The organism is Paenibacillus xanthanilyticus (assembly GCF_042682185.1).
Lineage (GTDB): Bacteria > Bacillota > Bacilli > Paenibacillales > Paenibacillaceae > Paenibacillus_Z > Paenibacillus_Z xanthanilyticus.
The window spans coordinates 2,695,432-2,711,999 of record NZ_JBHUHA010000002.1; the positions used below are offsets into that span (position 1 = coordinate 2,695,432).

General features: G+C 61.7%; 11 protein-coding genes. 4 read left to right on the top strand and 7 right to left on the bottom strand.

Translation table 11 applies throughout. The features are described 5' to 3' along the window. Positions 1 to 3: 3 nt before the first annotated feature. The 3 genes from ACFSKT_RS29295 to ACFSKT_RS29305 form a co-directional block, all read right to left on the bottom strand. Positions 4 to 1,785 (bottom strand): ABC transporter ATP-binding protein, encoded by a 1,782-nt coding sequence (locus ACFSKT_RS29295; RefSeq protein WP_377719287.1) that lies wholly within the window; start codon positions 1,783 to 1,785, stop codon positions 4 to 6. A 405-nt stretch (positions 1,786 to 2,190) separates the two neighbouring features. Next, on the bottom strand, positions 2,191 to 3,447 hold the full coding sequence (locus ACFSKT_RS29300) for an MFS transporter (RefSeq protein ID WP_377719288.1): 1,257 nt from the start codon (positions 3,445 to 3,447) through the stop codon (positions 2,191 to 2,193). Positions 3,448 to 3,511: 64 nt separating this feature from the next. Then, positions 3,512 to 4,645: a winged helix-turn-helix domain-containing protein gene (locus tag ACFSKT_RS29305; RefSeq protein WP_377719289.1), complete on the bottom strand. Its 1,134-nt coding sequence runs from the start codon at positions 4,643 to 4,645 to the stop codon at positions 3,512 to 3,514. A 198-nt stretch (positions 4,646 to 4,843) separates the two neighbouring features. Between ACFSKT_RS29305 and ACFSKT_RS29310 the strand changes: the two genes are divergently transcribed. Further along, complete coding sequence (locus ACFSKT_RS29310) at positions 4,844 to 5,209, top strand: winged helix-turn-helix transcriptional regulator (protein ID WP_377719290.1); 366 nt, start codon at positions 4,844 to 4,846, stop codon at positions 5,207 to 5,209. A 69-nt stretch (positions 5,210 to 5,278) separates the two neighbouring features. Here the strand turns inward: ACFSKT_RS29310 and ACFSKT_RS29315 are convergent, their stop codons facing one another. The 3 genes from ACFSKT_RS29315 to ACFSKT_RS29325 all read right to left on the bottom strand — a co-directional run bounded on the left by ACFSKT_RS29315 (position 5,279) and on the right by ACFSKT_RS29325 (position 7,342). After that, positions 5,279 to 6,460 carry an NAD(P)/FAD-dependent oxidoreductase gene (locus ACFSKT_RS29315; RefSeq protein WP_377719291.1) on the bottom strand — a complete coding sequence of 394 codons (1,182 nt, stop codon included), beginning with the start codon at positions 6,458 to 6,460 and terminating at the stop codon, positions 5,279 to 5,281. A gap of 16 nt (positions 6,461 to 6,476) precedes the next feature. After that, entirely contained in the window at positions 6,477 to 6,905 is a 429-nt protein-coding gene (locus ACFSKT_RS29320; protein ID WP_377719292.1) for a helical membrane plugin domain-containing protein, read from the bottom strand. Between the two features lie 314 nt (positions 6,906 to 7,219). Further along, positions 7,220 to 7,342, bottom strand: a complete 123-nt coding sequence (locus ACFSKT_RS29325; protein WP_377719293.1) for a hypothetical protein — start codon at positions 7,340 to 7,342, stop codon at positions 7,220 to 7,222. A 124-nt stretch (positions 7,343 to 7,466) separates the two neighbouring features. Between ACFSKT_RS29325 and ACFSKT_RS29330 the strand changes: the two genes are divergently transcribed. Beyond that, on the top strand, positions 7,467 to 8,711 hold the full coding sequence (locus tag ACFSKT_RS29330) for a purple acid phosphatase family protein (protein ID WP_377719294.1): 1,245 nt from the start codon (positions 7,467 to 7,469) through the stop codon (positions 8,709 to 8,711). A gap of 118 nt (positions 8,712 to 8,829) precedes the next feature. Here the strand turns inward: ACFSKT_RS29330 and ACFSKT_RS29335 are convergent, their stop codons facing one another. Beyond that, a complete protein-coding gene (locus tag ACFSKT_RS29335; protein ID WP_377719295.1) occupies positions 8,830 to 13,656 on the bottom strand; it encodes a S8 family serine peptidase in 4,827 nt (1,608 codons plus the stop codon). Between the two features lie 628 nt (positions 13,657 to 14,284). Here ACFSKT_RS29335 and ACFSKT_RS29340 point away from each other — a divergent pair. Both ACFSKT_RS29340 and pepT read left to right on the top strand, forming a co-directional pair. After that, positions 14,285 to 15,157: an AraC family transcriptional regulator gene (locus ACFSKT_RS29340; RefSeq protein WP_377719296.1), complete on the top strand. Its 873-nt coding sequence runs from the start codon at positions 14,285 to 14,287 to the stop codon at positions 15,155 to 15,157. A gap of 131 nt (positions 15,158 to 15,288) precedes the next feature. Next, a complete protein-coding gene (pepT, locus tag ACFSKT_RS29345; RefSeq protein WP_377719297.1) occupies positions 15,289 to 16,524 on the top strand; it encodes a peptidase T in 1,236 nt (411 codons plus the stop codon). The last annotated feature ends 44 nt before the right edge of the window (positions 16,525 to 16,568 follow it).

The window sequence follows — 16,568 nt, forward strand, 5'->3', positions numbered from 1 at the left end:
AAGTCACGCTCCTTGCTGGGACGCGGCGATGTCCCGGTACAGACGGCTTCGGCGCAGCAGCTCCTCGTGGGTGCCGCTTGCGGTAATGCGTCCTTCTTCGAGCACGAGAATCCGGTCCGCATGTTCGAGCGACGCGATCCGCTGCCCGATGATGAGACAGGTCGTCTCCTTCATCAGCGTCTGCAGCGACTGCCGGATGCGGCGATCGGTGTTCAGGTCGACGGCGCTCGTGCAGTCGTCGAGAATGAGAATGCGCGGCTTCGCGAGCAGCGAGCGCGCGATCGAGATTCGCTGCTTCTGCCCGCCGGATAAATTCACCCCGCGCTGGCCGAGCTCCGTGTCGTAGCCCTCCGGCAGCGCCGCGATGAAGTCGTGCGCCTGCGCCGCCTGCGCGGCGGCGATCATCTCTTCTTCCGAGGCGTCCGGCTTGCCGTACCGGATATTATCGCGGATCGTGCCGGTGAACAGCAGCGCCTGCTGCAGCACGACGCCGACTTCTCGGTGAAGCTGTTCCGGCGTCAGCTCCCGGATGTCCGTGCCATCGATCAGAATTTGTCCTTCGGTCGCCTCGTACAGACGCGGAATGAGGCTGACCAGCGTCGATTTGCCCGCGCCGTTGACGCCGACGATGCCAATCGTCGCGCCCGGCTCGGCCCGGAAATCGATATCCGCCAGCACGCGCGGTCCCGATGCCCCGCTATAAGAGAAGCCGACCCGCCGAAACTCCAGCGATCCGCGCCGCGCGTGGACACCGATGTCCGAAGCCCTCGGCTGGCCCGCATGGACAGCTAGACCGGCACGACCGTCAACAAGCGCGGTCATCCGCTCATCCACCGCCTTGTCCGACCGGGCGTCGAGCAGCTCGGCGATCCGCTCGGCCGACGCCTTCGCCCGCGCGATCATCATCAGCTGGCCGCCAAGCCCGACGATCGCGAACAGCAGCTCCGTGACGTAGGCGAGGAAGGCGGCCAAGCTTCCGACCTCGAGCAGTCCTTTCTCGGTCAAGCCGCCGCCGTACCAGAGCGCGACGACGATGCTGAAGTTCAGAATGACCGACATGAGCGGGCCGTTGAGCGCCGCGACGCGGGCCGCCTTCAAGCTTGCCTCCAGGAACCGGCCATTGGCCTCGCCGAAGCGCCGCTCCTCGTAGTCGCCCCGCACGAACGCCTTCACGACGCGAATGCCGGAGAGGTTCTCCTGCAGCACCGCATTCACGCCGTCGAGCTTCTCCTGCACCGCGCCGTACATCGGCACGGTCAGCTTCGTCATGACGACCAGGAAGACCACCAGCACCGGGATCATCGCCAGCAGAATGAGCGACAGCTTCGGGCTGATGAGCACGGCCATGATGATGCTGCCGACCGCCAGGAACAAGCATCGCGCCACGATGCGCAGCGTCAGCAGCACCATTTGCTGCAGCTGCGCGATATCGCCGGTAAGCCGGGTGACGAGCGAGCCCGCGCCGAAACGGTCGAGCGACGGGGCCGAGAGCGATTGAACCTTCGCGAACAACGCCAGCCGCAGATCGGTGCCGAACCGCTGCGACGCCTGCGTGGAGAATACCGTGCAGCCGACGCCCCCGATTAAGCCCACGAGCGCCACGCCGAGCATGACGAGGCCGGTCCGGACGATATGATCCAGGTTGCCGGCGGTCACGCCGTCGTTCACGATGCTGGCCATCAGCCGCGGCTGGAGCAGGTCCATGATGACTTCGAGCAGCATGAATAGCGGCGCCAGCAGCGCCGTGAGCCAGTAGGGCTTCAAATAACGCATGAGCTTCAACAAGTGCGGAACACCTCCGTTACAACCGTCGGGTTAAAATAGAACAAGTATAGGCGCTTGCCCGCCGGATGACAATGGAATCCTCCAATGTCGGGCATGGATTTTACGCGCGCGGAGCGGTCAAGACAAAGAGACCCGAACGCGAGCGGTTCGAGTCTGACGGATGATGGCTTGCAAGCGATTATCCCGCGCGTAAGCCCTTTAGCCGCTTCTGCGGACGGGCGCCGTCGTGATAGCTCAAAATTTGCCTTGCGCTAGTCGTCCTCGTGGAAAACTTTGTGCCCGGCGCACATCACGAGCGTGAGCACCAACAGCGTCACGAGCAGCCGCGCCACGTCGCGCCGCGCCTCCATCGCCCAGCCTACAATTACCTCATTTTACCATATGAGCCGCCATCCGCGTAGAGGCCTAAGGAGATAAACCCTCCGCCTCCGCCCGCTCCTCGGGCGCCTGTCCCCCGGCGGCGGTCAACCGGCACGCCAGCGCCGCGAGCACCGTGATCCCGCCGACGGCGATCAGCACGCCTCCGATGCCGAGCCACCCGGCAAGCGCGGCGCCGAGCACGGGAGCGGCCAGCATGGAGCTGGTCTGCAGGGCCCCGGAGAGCGCGGATACCGGGCCGATCGTAACGTCGTCCGTCTCCGCCTGGAGCACGTAGCCGAGAGGCACGGCGCTCTGCGCGCCGGTGAAGCCAAGGCCCGCGAACGCGAGCAGCCAGACGGCAATCGGAAGCTCGAGCAGCCCCGCGGCGGCCAGACCGACGAGCACGATCAGCGTCCCGGATGCCAGGCTCGCGCCCGCCATGTAAGCAAGCGGACGGCGCTGCCATCCGCTCCACTGCCCCGCTGCCAGCGCGCCGGCTACGCTGCCCGCGCCCACGGCGCCGACCAGCAGGCCGAGCCGGCTCTCGTCCATGCCGGCCTCCTTCGTCAAGAGCGGGAATAGGCCGTCATACAGGAATACAAGGAAAAACATCGCCGACGCGAACAGAATGGCGCCGCGCAGCGTCGGTCTTCCCGCCATATGCCGCCACGCAGCCCGAAGGCTTGCCTTGCCTTTCTGTTCCCCGCCTCCCGTGCCGCTCCAAGCTGGAATGGCACCCAGCATGAGCGCAGACAGCGCGTACAACGCGGCCGACGCGAAGAACGGCGCGGATGCGCCAAATCCGCTCAATAGCGCGCCTCCCGCGGCCGGACCGACGATCTTCGTCATATTCGCCGCCATTTGGCTGAGCGACGACGCCTGCGCCAGCATCGCCGGCGCGACCAGCCGCTTCACCGCACCCTGCCGGAGCGGATCGAAGGTCGCGCTGACGCTGTACTTGACGAGGACGAGCGCCAGCAGCACGGGCAGCGACGGCGCGAACGCCAGTCCAATCGCGGTCCCCGCGCGCAGCAGATCGCAGACGATCATGAGCGTCTTGCCCGGCATGCGATGCGTCCGCACGCTCATGAACGGGCCGACGACGACATAGGGCAGCCCGATGCAGACCGACAGCGCGGCGAGCGCCATCGAGCCATGTCCCCACGCGTAGACGATCATGGCGCTCAGCGCGATAAAATCCAGCCAGCTGCCGAAGTCGGACAACAGCTGTCCGGCGAACAGCCGGCGGTAGCCTTTCTCTTCAAGAGGCCGCCACAGCGGCTCAGTCTTCGGTGACGTCATAGGTTCTCTCCTCCGGTCGCAATTGGGTTTACCATCACCCTACCGCATCCATGTCAGAGGAATATCAGACGAAGCCCAGCTCGTGCCGAAGCTGCGACCGGATCTCTCCTTCGATCTCCGTCAGCCCTATATCATCGGCAAGCTGCTTCCATTCCTTCGCGTAACGCTCGCGGAGACCGGCAAGCTCCGGCTCCCCGCCAATGGACACCACCGTATGATAGGCGTTCATCAGATTGGCGAGGAACCGCGACTGCCGGAGCAGCTCCAAGCCCTGGTCGATACGCGCCAAGCCCTTATCCGCGTCTTCGCGGTAGGCCGCAATACCTGTCAGCACGCGATATTGTCCCGTCTCGCGCTGGTACGGGTACTGCGCCAGCTTTCGCTCGGCGTCAGCCGCCGCTTCCGATAGCTCCGGCCAACGTCCGGACCGGATCACATACTCGAGCCGCAGGTTCGCGGCATACGGAATGAGCCCTTCCCAACCGTTACGCTCCGCCTCCGCCGCAAGCTCCTCCTGCTTATCGCGCGCCTGATCCCATTCGCCCCAATCCATGCTCATCGCAATGATGGCCATCGTGGCAAGCTCCGTATGCCAGACCGGCGGCAGCATGCGGCGCTCCAGCGCCCTTTCGACGTAAGCCCGGTTCTCTAGCGGCCGTAAGAGCTGGTACAGGTAGAGCAGCAGAAACGCCCGTTCGGCGAACGGCGCTTCCTCCCGCACGATAAACCGCACGTCCCTCCCCTCCATCATGCGAAGCAGCAGCGCGAACGACGGATCGGCCTCGAAGCCGAGCACCTCCTTGTTCCGCGAGAGCGTCAACAGCGCATCTCCGCGGCCATAACGCAAATACGTCCCGGCGATCGCTTTCATATCCTCCGAGAACTCGGCCAAGCGCGGAAGCGGATTGCCTTCGCCGGGCGGCTCCTCCGCGATGAATCGGTACCCGCGTCCGCGAATCGTCTCGATGCGGATGCTCGGCGACCAGCCTTCCAGCTTGCGCCTCAGCCGGTACACATGGTCGTCCACCGTCCGGTCGGTCGGCGACTCCATCGTCCATACGCCATCCAGCAGCTGCTCCCGCGACAGCGTCTGCCCCGCGTGCCGGTGCAAATACCGGAGCAGCGCGTATTCTTTGGGAAGCAGGCTGACCGCCTGTCCCTGCCATATCACGGTATACGAACCGTCCTCCCACCGCATGCGGATTCCTCCTTCTCCTCTCCTTCTATCCTAGCAGAAAACACGGCCGGCAGGCGGAAAGACGCATCTCGCGCGGGACGGCGTCGATAACCCTTAATTAACGCATGCAAAGATGATAGTATTAAGAGAATTGGCATATACACAACACAAACGTATATAGACACTTTTTGTATACCTATCATCAGAGGAGGACTTTTCATGGCCAAACGCATCGACGGCTTCAGCGACTGCGCCAACGCCGAAGGCTGTCCGGTCGAATTCACGCTGGACGTCATCGGCGGCAAATGGAAAAGCGTGCTGCTGTACCATCTCATCGGCGGCACGAAACGGTTCAATGAGTTCCGACGCATCTGCCCGAATATTACGCAGCGGATGCTGACGCTCCAGCTCCGGGAGCTGGAGGAGGACGGCATCGTCCACCGCGAGGTGTACCAGCAGGTGCCGCCGAAGGTCGAATATTCGCTGACGCCGTTCGGCCGCACGCTCGAGCCGATCATTATGAGCATGAAGCAATGGGGCGAGACGTACCGTGACCGCGCCGAGCTTAACGCCGTGCCGGAGTAGCATGACAACGCAAAGAGGCCGCCCGCAAAGGCGACCTCTTCTTTATAAGCGGCTTGTATTGCGGCGCTCTTAGTGAGCCAACGCGAACAGACCGTGGATATGCGACAGGTAGCGGATGTTGGACGCTTCCTTCATGAGCGTGGCCGGCAGACCTTTCAGGTGCGTTTGGTTGCCGCCGATCATGCCGATCGCGTCTTTGCGTCCGAGGCTGCCCAGCGTACCGGAGAACACCGGCGTGAACACGTCTTCGACGCCGCCTTTGAACTTCACCGCCAGGTTGTAGCCGACGACTTCGCCCATCTGCCAAGCCAGCTGCGCCGTTGGCGGATATGGACGCGCCCCTTCGCTCGGGATGACGACCGCGCTGTCGCCAGCGAGGAAGACGTCCGGGTGCGAAGTGGAGTGCAGCGTGTCGGTAACAGTCGCGCGGCCGCGGTTCACTTCGATGCCGCAGTTCGCGACAACGGCGTTGCCGCCTACGCCGCCCGTCCAGACGAGCGTGTTCGTTTCGATCGTTTGGCCGTCCTTGAGGGAGACCGTCGTTTTCGTCATTTCCGTAATCGCCAGACCCACGAGGAATTTCACGCCGCGTTTCTCGAGCGACTTGTAAGCACGGTCAACGAGGTTTTGCGGGAAGCCGGCCAGGATGGACGGACCTGCTTCGACACAGTACAGCTCGATGTCGTTGAAGTCGATGCCTTTCTCACGGCAGAGGACCGGCAGCTTGTCGGCGAATTCGCCCACGAGCTCGATGCCCGTCAGACCGCCGCCGCCAACCACGATGCGCGCGTCAGCTTTGTTGCCCGATGCTTTGTAAGCGTCGAGGCGAGCTTCCACGTGCGCGCGGATGCGGTTCGCGTCGTTGACGGATTTGAGCACGAAGCTGTTCTCTTCGAGACCCGGAATGCCGAAGAACGCCGTCTCGGAACCAAGCGCGATAACGAGTGCATCGTACGAGTATACGACGCCGCTTGCCAGCTCCACGCTCTTCTGGTCCGGCTTGATGGACGCGACGGTGTCGATCACCAGGTTCACGTTCTTGCCGCGAAGCAGCTTCTCAAGCGACAGGGATACGGCTGGCTCGGCGATGCTGCCTGCAGCCAGACGATGCAGCTCGGTGATGATTTGGTGCGTCGGGAAGCGGTTCACGAGCGTGATCGTCGCTTCTTCGGCCGACAGATATTGACGTGCCGTCAATGCGGTGAGCAAACCGCCGTAGCCGCCGCCAAGAATGAGAATTTCTCTGGACATGTTTATCCCCCGTTCCTTACAGTTTGTTCCGGTCGCGTTCTGCCATAGCGTTCAGGAACGCCTGCGCAAAACGGAGCGTTTTTTGGACTTGCGGATCTTTAAGCATTTTCAGCATGCCGAACAAACCGATCGATGCCGTCTCGACTTGCGCGCGGTCGTTCGCTTCGATGGCCGCAGCCGCGATGCCCTTCGCCTTGTCGACAACGGGAGTCACCATTTCGCCGAAGCCGCCCATCATGTCATTGATGAGCACTTGGTCCGTCGCGATGCTTTGCGCGAAATCATACGCTTTGGTCATCATGGTGACCATTTCCGCCAGTTTCGGCAGGTTCTCCACCAGAACGGTTAGCGATTCTTGAACCTCCGGCTTGATCAGCTGATCCAGAATATCCAACTGCTTGCTGGCCGACAGCTCAGCCGTTTGTACAGCTTCAGGTGTTGACATTAGAAACGTCCTCCTTTACGGAAAATCACGGTTTGGTTGCCAGTTCGCGTGCCTGCTTCGGCCTGTTCCGGTTACGGCCCAAGCGCCTTGTGACAGTTTTCACATAAAAAACCAGACGAGTCTGATCTTCTAATATCGCGTTTTATTCGCGGTCGGAGAGCTCCGATCACGCTGAGCAGGCAAGAACGAAATTGAACCTTCTCTTTATTCTACACCTTTGAACAAAAGGTGAACAATAATTTTTTTCTTTTCGTACTTAATTTGTTTTAAAAACATCAAAAAATCCGCCTGAATCCCACTTAAAGGACAAAAACTTATTTCTTCCGGTCGCCGTCCAGACGCATCCGATTTTTTAACCGCTGCCAAATCGTGTAGAATTGATGGTGGCTAATCCTATATTTCAACTCATACCGATACTTCAGCTTCCGATTCATCATTCACCCCTTCTTTCGCGTTACGCTTCACGAATCGATAATAGCGAGCAAAGATGAGGGCTCCCTTCGCGCAAATTGAGCGCTGACTGCGTGTTTTTACATTTTCTTCACAAAGGGGGAAACGCTAATGCGAACACAAAATATCGCGCTGGTCGCCGTACTCGCGGCGATCGTGCTGGGCATACTTCTATTTCTGTTATGGGATCAAAAGGACGGAGAATCGAACCTACCCGAATCGCTGGTGACGACCTTTCACGAAGATGCCCGAACGACGCGGGCGTTCACGTGGTTCACGGATAACCCGAAGGCGGGCACCGTGATTCAACTTGTCGAAGGCAAGGCGACAAGCGCCGCGTTCGACGGCGGCAGCCGCACGATTATCGCGCGCACCGGCACGACGCAGCCGCTGGCCGAAGGAGGCTCCCAGCAAGGCGTGCACAAGGTGAACGTCACGGATTTGAAGCCGGACACGCGGTATACATACCGGGTCGGGACCGGTGAAGAAGGGGAATGGAGCGAACCCGCGCAATTCGCGACGGCCCCCGTGGAGACGGACGCCTTCACATTCCTGAACGTAACCGACTCGCAAGGCGCGTCGGAGGCGGACTTCAAGCTGTGGGGCACCACGCTGAGCCGGGCGTTCGACGTCTTCCCGGATTCGCGCTTCATCGTGCATAACGGGGATTTCACGGAGAATCCGAAAGACGAGAACGCATGGCGGTCATTCTTTGCCAGCGCGGCCGGCATCCTTCCTTCGGTGCCGCTCATGCCGGTGACGGGCAATCACGACGAGATCGAGGGCAACGCCGAACGGTTCGTGTCGCATTTTCACGCGCCGAGCAACGGGGCGGCCGGGTCGATCCCCGGCACGACGTATTCGTTCGATTACGGTTCGGCGCACATCGTCGTGCTGAACACGGAATCCAATCTGAAGGGTCAGATCGACTGGCTGCGCAACGATCTGGCGTTCACGGACAAGCCGTGGAAGATCGTCGCCCTGCACCGCGGCCCTTACGGAGGCAACACCTACAAGAAGCTGGACAAATGGGTCGAGGTGTTCGACCAATTCCAAGTCGACCTCGTGCTCCAGGGGCATAATCACGAATACAGCCGCTCTTATCCGCTGCGCGGCGGCAAAACCGTGGGCGACGGCGAGAGCCCCGTTCGCGATCGCGAAGGCACCGTCTACGTCGTCGCCAACACGGCGGGGCCTAAGTTCAACGAAAAGAAGGAGGACCTGTTCTACCACAAGGTTCACCTTCAGAACAACAAGCAGATGTTCGCCGGCATCACGATCAAAGGCGACTCGCTGCTCTACGAGGCGTACGACGTAGACGGCGTGAAGGTCGATGCGTTCGAGATTCGTCACTAACCCAAGAGACCCATGAGTACCCGCCCGCTTGAAAGACATCACGCCAAGAAGCCTCCGTCCGCATGGCAATTGCCGTGCGGACGGAGGCTTTTGTCTACAGTCTATTCAACCTGCGCCGTTAATCCGTCAGTTTCCCCTGTTGAAGCAGCTGGAGAATCGCGACGCTGGCCACGTCTCGGGTGACGACGGTCTGGCCGCGGAAGTAGGCGACCCCGCCCGACGTATCGCCGCGCAGAATGCCGGCATCCGTCACCGCCGCGATGCTTTCCGCCGCATAGCTCGGGAACTGGCTTTCATCGCCATAGGCGACGCGCGTAGGCGCGCCTTCGGCCGGCGCGATATTGAGCAGCTTGATCGCGCGGGCGAGCATGACGCTCAGCTGATCGCGCGTAATCGACGCATCCGGCGCGAACCGGCCTTCCGGCGTCCCGGTAATCAGTCCCGCTTCATAGGCGGCCGCCACGTCTTGGGCATACCACGCATCCTGCGGCACGTCCGGGAACGCTTGCTTGGACGAGCCCGACAGACCGAGCGCGCGCGCCAGCAGCGAGGCGAATTCCGCCCGCGTCACGGCCCGCTTCGGCGAGAACGCCGTTTTGTCCGTGCCGTTCACGAGCAGCTTGCCGGCGAGCGCCTGAATCTTCGGCTCCGCCCAGCTGCCGGCGATGTCGGCGAACTGCGTCTCCGCCTTCACGGCCGCGTACGTCGAGAAGCCCGGACGGCTGACGGTGACGATCGTCGTCCCGTTGTCCTGCGGCGCCAGCGTCGATGCCGCCGGGCGCAGCTTGCCGCCCTCTTCGTACAGCACGCCGGCCGTGTTCGGCTTCACGCTGCCCGGAATGGTGAAGGAGCGCTTCACGAGCGTGCTGAACGGAACGGATAGCGGCTTCGAGCCCGAAGCATCCGTAACGTTCACTTCGAAGGCGACCGGATCGCCGATGACGGTCAATCCGGATTCCGCCTTGCCGAATTGAGCAGCCTTATCCTTCTGAGGCGTAATGACGAGCTGCAGTCCGCTCTCGGCGGAAAGCCCTTTGACGAGCGACAGCGGCAGCGCGAGCGACGAGCCCCCGCTGCTCAACAGCAGCGTGCTGCCCGATGGCGCGCCGGCGAGAATCGCCGTCTGCTTCGCGGTCAGCGTCAGCTGGGCGCGCTGCCCTTTCTCCGCCGCAAGCTGCACGATGATCGAAGCCGGCGAAGCGCCCGCCTGCTTGATCGCCGCTTCGAGATCCGCATCCTTCACGGTCGCAAGCGACGCGCCGTCCTTCTTCTCTTCCGCCGCGGTCAGGCGCACCTGCTGCTGGCCTTGGCCCACGACCGCGTTCGCGGATGCGTCAAGCGCGGCCGGTGCCGGAGGCGTCACGACCGGCGGCACGTAGCCGCCGCTTGGCGGCGTGACCGGCGGTGCCGGGGTCTCGGCGACTTTGAGCGTCGCGGTCGCTTGATAGGCTGAGCCAAGCGTGTTGTTAGGCAGGACGCCGATCGCATCGATGACGAGCTTGTACGTTCCAATCTTCAATTTATGGCGGATCGGCTTGCCGTCTTTGTCTACGTCGAGCTTGTTGTCGCCGTCCGCATCGCCTTCATACGTTCCGTCGAGATCCTCGAATCGGATCGTGCCGGGCTTGATATACTGGAGGTTGTTTTCCTCGTCGCGCTCCTGCCTCGAGGCCAACACGCCTACAAGCTTGTTCTTGTCATCGTAAGCGAGTACTTCGATGTAATTCACGTCCGCAGCCTTCAGGTCGAAGCTCACGTCCGTCGTATCGTTCTTGCCGTCGCCGTCCGGCGTGATCGTCTCCGGCGTGACGGCGACGTTCCGCAGGTTCAGCTCGGATGTGTCGGCCACGCGGAATTCCGAGAAGGCCACATATTCGGCGCCCAGCTTGTTGTCCGGCGTAATGCTCAGGGCGTCGACCACAAGGCGATACGTCCCTTTCTTCAAGTGATAAAGAATCGGCTGGCCTTTGTCGTCCACGTCGATCTCCCCGTCTCCGTCGACGTCGTCGATGTAGGTGTCACCGACGTTCTCGAAGACGCGGTCGCCCGGCTTAAACGCCACCAACGCGCCTTTGTCGTCCCGCTGCTGCGCCGAAGCCAGTACGGCGATGAGCTCGTCGTTCAGGTCGTACGCCTGCAGCTCGATATAATTCACGTCTTCCGCCGTCAGCTTGTAGCTCACGTCGGTCGTGTCGTCCTTGCCGTCGCCGTCCGGCGTAATGATGCGCGGCGACGGGGTCACGTCCTGGACGCCGAAGCCGTTGCTCGGCTCCTCGTCGCCGACGTGCACGACGTATGGCAGGCGCAGATCCGGCTTGCCTTCGCTGCGCAGCACGACCGTACCTTCATAGACGCCGTCCGCGGCATCCGCCTGCGGCGACAACGTCAGCGTGAATTCCTTCTGGCCCGGGGCAGCCGCGCCGCCGGACTTCGCCACGGTTAACGAGCCGTTATCCGTGCCTTCCAGCTGCACGTCGATATTCGCGCCGTCCGGCGTAGCGACCTCCCCATTCGGATCGCCCGTGACGCTCGCATGCTTCACGATCGATGCCGTATAGGTGAGGTCCGCGTTCGAGAAGTTCTTCAGCACGAGCTTCACCGATTTGGCGCCCGCGCCGGCTTTCACAAGGCCGAAGCTGGCGGATGAACCGTAATTGACGACATTCTGCTCCTCCAGATTCGTATCGAGCAGCTTGAGGTTCTCCACCGTCTGGAGCAGCGCCGGCGTCTGGATCGCCTTGGCGACGTTCACGCGGCCCGCGCCTTGCGAATAGACGTCATAAGTCGTATTGTCTTCATCCTTGATCGAATCGGCCGTATTGGCCAGCGCTGCGCGAATATCGAACGGCGTCCAATCCGGGTGCGCTTCCTGCAGCAGCAGCGCAAGTCCCGCGACGTGCGGGCTCGCCATGCTCGTCCCGTTCTTGCGGCCGTACGATTCTTCGTCGTATACTGCCGCCGGATTGCCTTTGCCATAGGCGGGAACAGTAGAGAGGATGCCCACGCCCGGCGCGACGACGTCCGGCTTGATGCCGAAGGCCGGATCCCCGTTCGGACCGCGCGAACTGAAGCTCGCCATTGTATCGCCGGCCACCGTCGTCGACTTGAACGTCTCGCCGAACGTGAAGGTCGGATACGTCCCCGGCTGCTCGGTCAGCAGCTTCGCCAGCGCACGGCCGGTCGTGCCCGCCATGTCGAACGTCGGGATGTATTCCGGGCTGTCGCCCAGGAAGCCAAGCGCGCCGATCGGCTCGTCACGGCCCGGGATGCTCGCGCTCAGATCGGGCACGCTGCCCTTGGCGTTGCCGTTGAAGATGACGGCCGCCTTGGCGCCGTGCGCCTTCGCCTTCGCGATCTTGTCCACGAAGGTCAGCGTGCCCCGCGAGATCAACACGACCTTGTCCTTGACGTCCTTGCCCTTGTAATCGGCGTCCGCGCCAAGCCCGACATAGACGCCCTTCAGCAGCTCCGTGCCGAGAATGGATGCGAAGTCCTCTTGGTTCGTCGTCCATGCCATTAGGCCGATCGGGGTGCTGCTCGGCGCTGCGACGCCGCCGCTCGAAGGCGGCACAGGCTCCTCGGCCGCCGCTGCCTGCGTCCCTTCCGCGTCCGGCACGGCAAGCGCGATCTCCGGCTGCTCCGCCACCTTTTGTCCGGCCGCCGGCACCTCGGCTTTCGGCTGTTCCGCCTCCGGCTTAGCGGCTTCCGGCTGCTGAACCGCGCCGCCTGCCGCCGGTTCAGCCTTCGCCGTGCCGACCGCTACACTGGCTTCGAACCGCTTGGACACCGTCGTCGCCGCGCCGACCGAAATTGCGAGCTGCGACGATGCCGGCGAACCCATCGAGTAATAATAAGGACCCGAGTCCGCCGCGTTGCCGTTGGCCACGACGGTGACGACGCCCGCCAGCACCGCGTTGTTCACCGCGATCGCGTCCGGCGAATTAGGATCCTTGTCGATATCGGAACCAAGTGACAGGTTGATGACATCCATGCCATCCTCCACCGCCTGTTCGATACCGTCGATGACCTGCGCCGACGTGCCGCTGGCGCGATCGGGCTCGTCGGTCGATGCCAGTACTTTATAGGCATACAGCTTGGCGCCATGCGCGATGCCTTTGTGCTGAATATCGGACGTTGTATTCTTAGCTTGTCCGACGATCGTGCCCGCCACGTGCGTGCCGTGGTCGGTGCCGTATTGCTTGTCCTCCGGCTTGCCCGGTATATCCTCGTACGGATCGTTCGAATGCGTATGCGCGTTATATCCGCCCACGTATGCATCCTTCAGATCCGGATGCGTATAATCCACCCCCGTATCGATGACGCCGACTTTCAGTCCTTTGCCGCTTAATCCCGCCTCCCATGCCTCGGGCACGCCGATTTGCTTCAGCGGCTCGTAATCGATGAACGGCTCCGCCGCCGCTTCGCCTTCCTGGTCCGGAAGGTTGTAGTACGTCAAGTTCTCGAACACGCCGGTTACGCCCGGCAGCTCGGCAAGCTCGTCGATCTGATCCCCCGGCACCGTCACTTCCATGCCGTTCAGGACGGTATCGTATTGGTAATTAACCTGCACGTCGAGGCCTTCCGCCTCGGCCTTGCCGATCAGTGCCGTCTGTTCCTGCTGCGCCGCGCGCTCGGCCGACTGCTGGGTCATCGACTTGACGCCCATTTTGGCCGCGTATCGGCCTACCGCGCCAGGCTGCTGCGAGAGCGTCAAAATCACGCGCACCGGCTCGTCCTGGCGGTTCTTCAAATTCGGGGAGACGTAAGCCGGTCTCAGATGGGAAGCCGGCAGCGGCGCGAGCAAGCTGCGGTCCAGCACACCTTCCCCCGACAGGACGGCCGGAGCGGTCTGCGCCGACGCCGCGAGCGGCATGGCGCCCCCCAAAGCGAGAAGAGCTGCGAGCGGAAGCGATACGACTTTGTTCAAGACAGGGATAGTTCTCAAATCATGCACCCTTTCACATTGTAGTGAGGCCGGTACCTGATGCGAGTTGCCGTTGATGTTAAGGCCGAATAAATTGAACAAGGTTGGTGACGTCACGTTATTTCACAATAACATATGAGAAATAATGGAATAAACATATATTTTCAGACAAAATATCGTCCTACATTGCCGTCAATGTCACCTTACTTCACGCGATTGCTATTATTTTCGCAAGCATTTCTGACTTTTGTCCGATTGAATGAAATGATTTTACAAAAATTTCTTGTCGAAAACCTCTCGTTTGTCCCATGTTCTGCAACCTATTGACCGTTTTGGGCTTACATCCGGATTTCTTAGCTTCCGCCCCCCTCATTGGCTCGGCCAATCCCGGGACGGTTGGGCCCGCTTCCCCATGACGATCGTCCGCCCTGGCCTCGGATCGAAGGGCATCTGCCGGATCCTATGGCGGAGGGGCGCGCTGTCGATTTCTTCCCGATTGCGGACTTGGGCGGCAACCGCCCTGTTCGCCTAGACCGCTCGGGCTTGTCCGTTTACACTAAAGACCAACACCCTGTCTAACGAACGCACGGAGGAACAGGCCGCGGTCGGCGGCACGCGGTATGATGAGAGCACTGGAGGAGAGGCGGCAATGGAATGGCTGCAGCGCATGAAGGACGCGATGGACTATATGGAGGCCCGAATGGAGGAGAAGCTGGATATCGAGGCGGTGGCGCGGGTGGCGTGCTCGTCCCCGTTCCACTTCCAGCGCATGTTCAGCATGGTCACAGGCGTGACGGTCGGCGAGTATCTTCGCAAAAGGAGGCTGTCGTTGGCTGCCCAGGAACTGGCTTCCTCGCAGGCCAAAGTCATCGACGTCGCGCTCAAGTACGGCTACGATTCGCCCGAGTCGTTCGCCAAGGCGTTCCGCAAAGCGCACGGCATCACGCCGTCGGAGGCGCGCCAGCCCGGCGCGAAGCTGAAAGCGTTCCCCCGCATCTCGTTCCACCTATCGCTGAGAGGAGAGAAGGAAATGGAATATCGCATTATCGAACGGGGCGCCTTCGAGGTCGCCGGCGTTAGCTTCGTCACGACGTGCAAGGACGGCGAGAACAACCGGGCGATCCCGAAATTCTGGCAGGAGAATATCGCCAATGGCACGACGGTTAAACTCGCGACGCAAGCGCCCAATCACGAGACGCTCGGCATCTGCATGGACTTCAATCATGCCGACGATACGCTTCGCTACATGATCGCGGCGGAGGTCGCCCCGGACGCGGCCGAGACGCGCGGCTCCGGCTTCGAGACGCGGACGATTCCGGCGGCGACATGGGCGGTGTTCACCTCCGTCGGCCCCATGCCGCACGCGATTCAGGATGTCTGGCAGCGCATCTTCCAAGACTGGTTCCCGTCCTCGAACTACGAGCATGCGGGCGGTCCGGAGTTCGAGCTGTACCCGGATGAAGACCCATCGGAGCCGGACTATCGCTGCGAAGTATGGATTCCGGTCAAACCGAAGTCCTGATGAACGTTCCCCCTGGCCGGCCTGCGCCTCCCGCGAGCCGGCTTTTTGCCGCGCTTTGCCCCGGTACAGCGGCGCATTTCCATTGGCGCGGACGTTGTTTTACAATGGACCCAAAGGAGATGATTAGACGCATGAAAAACGAATTAATCCAGCGTTTATCTACATACGTGCAGATCGATACGCAATCCGACGACGACAGCCCGACTTGCCCGTCGACGCCGGGACAGCTGACGCTCGGCCGCCTGCTCGTGGAGGAGCTGACCGCCATCGGCATGCAGGAGGTCACCATGGACGAGAACGGCTACGTCATGGCGACCCTGCCGTGCAATACGGACAAGAACGTGCCGACGATCGGCTTCCTCGCCCACGTCGACACGGCGACGGACTTCACGGGCGCAGGCGTTAAGCCGCAAATCGTGGAAGCTTATGAGGGCGGCGACATCGTGCTGAACGAAGCGCTGAACGTCGTGCTCTCGCCGAAGGAATTCCCTGAGCTCGGCCGTTACGTGGGCCATACACTCGTAACGACAGACGGTACGACGCTGCTTGGCGCGGATAACAAAGCCGGCATCGCGGAGATCATGACGGCGATGAACTACCTGATCCAGCATCCGGAGATCAAGCACGGCAAGCTGCGCGTGGCGTTCACGCCGGACGAGGAGATTGGCCGCGGCCCGCACAAATTCGACGTGGCGGCCTTCGGCGCGCAGTTCGCGTATACGATGGACGGCGGCCCGCTCGGCGAGCTGCAATACGAGAGCTTCAACGCGGCCCAGGCCAAAATCACGGTCAAAGGCACGAACGTTCACCCCGGCACGGCCAAAGGCAAAATGGTCAACGCGGCCAAAATCGCGATGGCGCTGCACGCCGAGCTGCCGGACGCCGAATCGCCGGAGCATACCGAAGGCTACGAGGGCTTCTACCATCTGATCTCGATTACGGGCGCGGCCGAAGAAGCGAAGCTGACTTATATCATCCGCGACCACGACAAGGCGAAATTCGCCGCCCGCAAGGCGAACGTCGAGCGCATCGTCGAGGCGTTCCAGGCGCGCTACGGCCGCGAGAATATCCTGCTGGAGCTGAAGGATCAATACTACAACATGCGCGAGAAGGTCGAGCCGGTCAAACAGATCGTCGACATCGCCCACCTGGCGATGACCAATCTCGGCATTACGCCGGTCGTCGAGCCGATCCGCGGCGGCACCGACGGCTCCCAGCTGTCGTACATGGGCCTGCCGACGCCGAATATTTTCACCGGCGGGGAGAATTATCACGGCAAATTCGAATACATCTCGGCCGACAACATGGTGAAGGCGACGAACGTCATCATCGAGATCGCCCGACTGTTCGAGGAATCGGCGGAATAAGGCGAGGTTCATCGTGTGGTCCTTGCCCGACCGGCCATGGAGGC

Bases quoted from the DNA above. Each gene is read 5' to 3' on its own strand.
- ACFSKT_RS29300 (WP_377719288.1), bottom strand. From the start codon at position 3,447: ATGACGTCACCGAAGACTGAGCCGCTGTGGCGGCCTCTTGAAGAGAAA.
- ACFSKT_RS29305 (WP_377719289.1), bottom strand. From the start codon at position 4,645: ATGCGGTGGGAGGACGGTTCGTATACCGTGATATGGCAGGGACAGGCG.
- ACFSKT_RS29310 (WP_377719290.1), top strand. From the start codon at position 4,844: ATGGCCAAACGCATCGACGGCTTCAGCGACTGCGCCAACGCCGAAGGC.
- ACFSKT_RS29315 (WP_377719291.1), bottom strand. From the start codon at position 6,460: ATGTCCAGAGAAATTCTCATTCTTGGCGGCGGCTACGGCGGTTTGCTC.
- ACFSKT_RS29320 (WP_377719292.1), bottom strand. From the start codon at position 6,905: ATGTCAACACCTGAAGCTGTACAAACGGCTGAGCTGTCGGCCAGCAAG.
- ACFSKT_RS29325 (WP_377719293.1), bottom strand. From the start codon at position 7,342: ATGATGAATCGGAAGCTGAAGTATCGGTATGAGTTGAAATATAGGATT.
- ACFSKT_RS29330 (WP_377719294.1), top strand. From the start codon at position 7,467: ATGCGAACACAAAATATCGCGCTGGTCGCCGTACTCGCGGCGATCGTG.
- ACFSKT_RS29340 (WP_377719296.1), top strand. From the start codon at position 14,285: ATGGAATGGCTGCAGCGCATGAAGGACGCGATGGACTATATGGAGGCC.
- pepT (WP_377719297.1), top strand. From the start codon at position 15,289: ATGAAAAACGAATTAATCCAGCGTTTATCTACATACGTGCAGATCGAT.